The organism is Nocardia sp. NPDC024068, from assembly GCF_040638875.1.
Classification (GTDB): domain Bacteria; phylum Actinomycetota; class Actinomycetes; order Mycobacteriales; family Mycobacteriaceae; genus Nocardia.
Genome location: NZ_JBEZYU010000117.1, coordinates 1 through 3,496 on the forward strand (window position 1 = coordinate 1; position 3,496 = coordinate 3,496).

Sequence of the window (3,496 nt, forward strand, 5' to 3'; positions counted from 1 at the left end):
TGTCAGCCCTCGAAGCGCATGTGGCGAAGCCACGAGTCTCGAGGGCTGACAGCAGACGCTAAAGGGGCCGAACCCCGCGCGGCGAAGCCGCGCCAATAACCACAGCACCTTGGCGGGCAAGGTCACCTCCTCACCTTCACGAGCAACTCCCTGTCATTCCCAACCCGGCACACAGCGTGTTCACAGCGAGTGTGCAGCCGAGTGCCAGCGCGCTGGGTGAGTATGGGCGTATGAGTGGTGCGCGAGGCGTAGCGCCCGAAGCCCGGGTGCTGGTGGTCGACGACGAGGCGATGATCGTCGAGTTGCTGACCGTCAGCCTGCGGTTTCAGGGGTTCGAGGTCGCGTCCGCCGCCGATGGCGCCCAGGCCCTCGACGTGGCGCGTGGTTTCCGGCCGGACGCGTTGATCGTGGACGTCATGATGCCCGGCATGGACGGGTTCGGGTTGCTGCGGCGGTTGCGGGCCGACGGAGTCGACGCACCCGTGTTGTTCCTGACCGCGCGTGACGATGTGCAGGACAAGGTCACCGGGTTGACCTTGGGCGCCGACGACTATGTCACCAAACCGTTCAGCCTCGAGGAGGTCGTCGCGCGGTTGCGGGTGATCCTGCGCCGGGCCGGGGGGCCGGTTCCGGAGCGGGAGAAGACCCGGATCCGGTTCGCCGATATCGAGTTGGACGACGACACCCATGAGGTTTTCAAGGCCGGGGAGCCGGTGGCGTTGTCGCCGACGGAGTTCACCCTGTTGCGGTATTTCATGGTGAACGCGGGGACCGTGCTGAGTAAGCCGCGGATTCTGGATCATGTGTGGCGTTACGACTTCGGGGGCGAGGTCGGCGTGGTGGAGACCTATGTGTCGTATCTGCGTAAGAAGGTCGATACGGGGCCGCGGCGGTTGATCCACACCTTGCGCGGGGTCGGGTACGTCATGCGGGAAACCCCGTCGGGCCGGTCGTGAGCGCCGCAACTCCGGTGCGGGAGGCGCCGCCGGTGGAGCCGCCGCGCCGGCGGGTGTCCCGCCGGATCGCGGCGGTTCCGCTGCGGGTGACCTTGGTGCTGGCGTTGGTGGCGCTGGCGGCGGTGGGTCTGCTCGCGTCCGGGGTGGCGGTGACCTCCGCGCTGCGTACAACGTTGATCGATCGGGTCGATCAGCAGCTCGACGAGGCGGCGCATACGTTCGCCCGGCCGGGCGCCCGGCGGTTGATGCCCTTGCCGGGGGAGCCGGGCCGGGAGCGTCCGCCGGTGTTGTTCTATGTGCGGGTGCAGGACACCTCCGGGCAGTTCTTCCTGCAGGCCGATCCCGGCCGCAACGGCTCCCCGGATCTGCCCGACGAGATGAGTCCGGGCACGTTCACCACCGGGTCCACCAATGGGGGCGCCGGCCAGTGGCGGGTGCGTTATACCGAGAACCCGGAGGGCACCAGCGTCGTGGCGCTGAGCCTGGACGAAATCGAGGCGATCGTCGAGCGGCTGGTGGTGTTGGAGCTGGTCATCGGCGCGCTGGTGCTGGTGGTGCTGGCGGTCGCCGCCTATTTCGTGATTCGCCGTAGCCTGCGCAGGCTGGAGCAGGTCGAGGAGACGGCCGCCGATATCGCGGCCGGGGATCTGCATCGACGGGTGCCGGTGCGCGGGACGAATACCGAGGTGGATCGGCTGGCCCAGTCGTTGAATGCCATGCTCACGCAGATCCAGCAGGGTTTCGCCGCCACCGAGGCCTCCGAGGAGGCGGCCCGGCGGTCGGAGGAGAAGATGCGGCGTTTCGTCGCCGACGCCAGTCACGAACTGCGGACGCCGTTGACGACGATCAAGGGGTTCGCGGAGCTCTACCGGCAGGGCGCCACCGGCGATACCGATATGCTTCTCGACCGCATCGAGCGGGAGTCCCGGCGGATGGGGCTGCTGGTGGAGGATCTGCTGATGCTGGCGCGGCTGGACGCCGAACGCCCGGTCGCGTACGCCCCCGTCGACCTGCTCGCGCTGACCAGCGACGCCGTGCACAGCGCCCGCGCGGTGGCCGCCACCCAGGCCGGGGAGGGCCCGCGGCGGTCGATCGAGTTCGAGGTGCGTCCCGGCACCGGCACCGCCGAGGTACCGGGTGACGCGGCGCGGCTGCGTCAGGTGCTGGCGAATCTGCTGAACAACGCCCTGGTGCACACCCCGCCGGAGGCCGCGGTGACCGTCCGGCTCACCCCCGGCCCCGACGATGTGCGCATCGAGGTCGCCGACACCGGGCCGGGGATGCCGGCCGACCAGGCGGACCGGGTGTTCGAGCGGTTCTACCGCGCCGACGATTCACGCAGCCGCGTCAGCGGCGGCGCGGGCCTCGGGCTGTCGATCGTGCAGGCCCTGGTCGCCGCGCACAGCGGCACGGTCGTGGTGGACAGCGAACCCGGTCGCGGCACCACCTTCACGGTGCGGTTGCCGCGCCGTCGGCCCGGACCGCCCCGGGAATCCGCGGCGGCCGCGAGCCCCGAGACCGGCCGGTGATTCAGGCGGGGACGTTCGCGCCGTAACCGAGATCCCGCAGCGCCTGCTTGATCCGCACCTGCGCGTCATCCATCGACGCCGGGTCCGGATTCGGGTCGGCGCCGGAGATATCGAAGTTGCCCATGGTGAACGCCGGGAACACATGCACATGCAGATGCGGCACCTCGAGCCCCGCGATCAGCAGCCCCGCCCGCGGCGCGTCCCACGCCGCCCGCACCGCCTGCCCGATCTTCTGGGCGACACCGTTGAGGCGGGCGAAGACCTCGGGCTCGACATCCTGCCACTGGTCGATCTCCTTACGCGGCACCACCAGGGTGTGCCCCGGGGTGACGGGCGCGATGGTGAGGAACCCGACGAATTCGTCGTCCTCCCAGACGAACCGCCCCGGCAGATCCCCGCTGATGATCGCACTGAATACAGAAGCCATGGGGGTATTATTTGCGGCGCCTTCGGCGCCGGGGGTTTCGGGCCCCTTGTGTCCGTGTTTCAGCCCTCGAGACCCGCGGCTGCGCCGCCTCGCTTCGAGGGCTGAAACACGGGACGGCCCGAAACCTTTCAAGGGCCTCGCTGAACTCGGCACCGGGAGAGTGGTCAGTTCGGCGAACGGTACCCATCCGGATGTGTCGAGGGTGATCTGGTCGCGCATGAACCGCAGGGCTCGGCTCCGGGTTCGATGTACGGACGCCTTCTCGAGCCCTACGCCGCCGCCCGGTCCCGAGCAATCCGGTAGCTGGTGCCGTCCGTGCACAAATCGGCCTCCAGTCCGTCAACCGGTAGCCGTCCAGGATGGGCGGTCACCATTTCGGCGGCGCCCGGGCAGATCGGTTGTCCATGTCTATGCCGTCCCCCATGACCCGGCCCGTCGACTCCTGTCGGATGGCCGTCCCGTGTAAAGCCACCTCCCTCGGCGCCGAGTTCAGCGAGGCCCTGAAAGGGTTCGGCCCGCGTCTGCTGTCAGCACTCGAAGCGAGGTGGGGCAGCCCCCAGTGGCGGGTGGTGTCACCAGACGCC

At 69.3% G+C, this 3,496-nt stretch carries 3 protein-coding genes; 2 read left to right on the plus strand and 1 reads right to left on the minus strand.

Features of this window, described 5'->3' with window-relative positions; all coding sequences use genetic code 11:
- The first annotated feature begins 230 nt into the window (after positions 1–230).
- Positions 231–956: a response regulator transcription factor gene (locus tag AB0F41_RS31465; protein ID WP_357430220.1), complete on the plus strand. Its 726-nt coding sequence runs from the start codon at positions 231–233 to the stop codon at positions 954–956.
- Between the two features lie 14 nt (positions 957–970).
- A complete protein-coding gene (locus tag AB0F41_RS31470; RefSeq protein ID WP_357430224.1) occupies positions 971–2,485 on the plus strand; it encodes a HAMP domain-containing sensor histidine kinase in 1,515 nt (504 codons plus the stop codon).
- Between the two features lies 1 nt (position 2,486).
- Here AB0F41_RS31470 and AB0F41_RS31475 read toward each other — a convergent pair whose 3' ends face one another.
- Positions 2,487–2,912, minus strand: a complete 426-nt coding sequence (locus AB0F41_RS31475) for an HIT family protein (RefSeq protein ID WP_357430222.1) — start codon at positions 2,910–2,912, stop codon at positions 2,487–2,489.
- Positions 2,913–3,496 lie beyond the last annotated feature (584 nt).